The organism is Maritimimonas sp. 2210JD6-3 (genome assembly GCF_056591795.1).
This window is the reverse complement of the sequence record NZ_JBWQOJ010000085.1, coordinates 1-1,574: the sequence shown is the minus strand read 5'-3', so window position 1 is coordinate 1,574 and position 1,574 is coordinate 1. Positions and strand designations below refer to the sequence as shown.

Sequence of the window (1,574 nt, the reverse complement as noted above, 5' to 3'; positions counted from 1 at the left end):
TCATTAACTTTAGCTCTTTGCAAGGCCGTTTTTCAAAGTGTTGCTACTTTTTAGTAAGCACGTGCGCAATCCTGGTTGAAATGTTTGCCATCAGTACATTGGCGATACACTTGGTGTAATCCCGTTCAGAATAATTTCTTTGCCTAAAGCACATTTCCTTAGAGCTTTAAAATTTTATAGATATGCAAGAACAAATTAGTTTAGATGTTGTCAATAAAAATGCGGCTGGCATTGATATTGGCAGTAGAAGCCACTGGGTAGCTGTGGGACAGAGTGATGATTTGATCAAAGAATTTGGGGTCTACAATGAAAACCTTTATGAATTGTCCCAGTCGCTCAAACAACACAACATCAAAACCGTGGCTATGGAAAGCACTGGTAATTACTGGCAAAATTTACACGCAGTTCTTATTGCTAATGGATTTGAGGTTACCCTTTGCAATGGGAAGTTTACCAAAAATATTAAAGGAAAAAAAACAGATGTAAAAGACTGCCAATGGATACAAAAACTACATAGTCTAGGATTACTCTCAGGAAGTTTCTTACCGGATGAAGATACCGAGATCCTAAGAACCTTTACAAGACACAGGCACAATCTTATTAAGCAAGCTGCCGCTGCTACAAAAAAAATACAAAAATACCTTAGACTGATGAACATCCGTCTTGACGTAGTCGTTAAAGATGTGGTAGGCCTCACAGGCCTTAAAATCATAAGAGCAATTGCTCTAGGGGAAACTGACCCAAAAAAACTAGCTAGCCTGAGACATTACAATTGCAAAAAAAGTGAAGAGGAAATTGCCAAAGCCCTACATAGCAATAAACGCAATGACTTCCTCTATGCCCTTAAAGATGAGCTGGACACCTACGAGTTCATTCAAAAGAAAATCAGGGAATGTGACGACCAAATTGCTGAAAAACTAAACGATATCATAGGGAAAGATCCTGAAAAAAATCAACACCATATCGATAAAAAACCATATAAGCGCATCAATAAAAACACTCCAAAGAATATTGATATCAATTTAAAATCATACCAAATGTTTAAAGGAACAGACCTACTTGCCATTGAAGGAATGAGCTATAATACCGTCCTTACCATTATCAGTGAAGTTGGCTATGATGGTATCAAGAAATTTAAGACAGCAAAACACTTTACCTCTTGGCTAAGACTGGCTCCCAACAATAAAGTCAGCGGTGGTAAAGTGCTCTCTAGCAAAATTGGGAAAGGTAGCAACAGACTTAAAATTGCGCTAAGAAATGCCGCAAACGCTATTGGAAACTTAAAAGACAGTACGCCACTCAGGGATTTTTTTCATAGAATCAACTTTAGAAAAGGACGTGTGTCTGCCATAACAGCGACAGCAAGAAAATTAGCCGTCATAATCTGGAATATGGTTACCAAAGGTATTGCTTATCAAAATCCAGAAGGGTATCTCTATCTTGACCAAAAAAGAAAATTAGGACTTGTGAAAAGAATCAGAAAACAAATTGATAAATTTGGACTGACTAATGAGGATTTGCAAATAAATACAAATAACTGTAAATCAGTAAATTAATTTTACGTTAGTCAGAAT

At 36.8% G+C, this 1,574-nt stretch carries 1 protein-coding gene; it reads left to right on the top strand.

Going from position 1 to position 1,574, the window contains the following annotated elements:
* The first annotated feature begins 182 nt into the window (after positions 1-182).
* The gene (locus AC1EUY_RS16050) at positions 183-1,556 is read left to right on the top strand and encodes an IS110 family RNA-guided transposase (RefSeq protein ID WP_480196564.1); all 1,374 of its coding nucleotides are present in this window, start codon (positions 183-185) and stop codon (positions 1,554-1,556) included.
* Positions 1,557-1,574 lie beyond the last annotated feature (18 nt).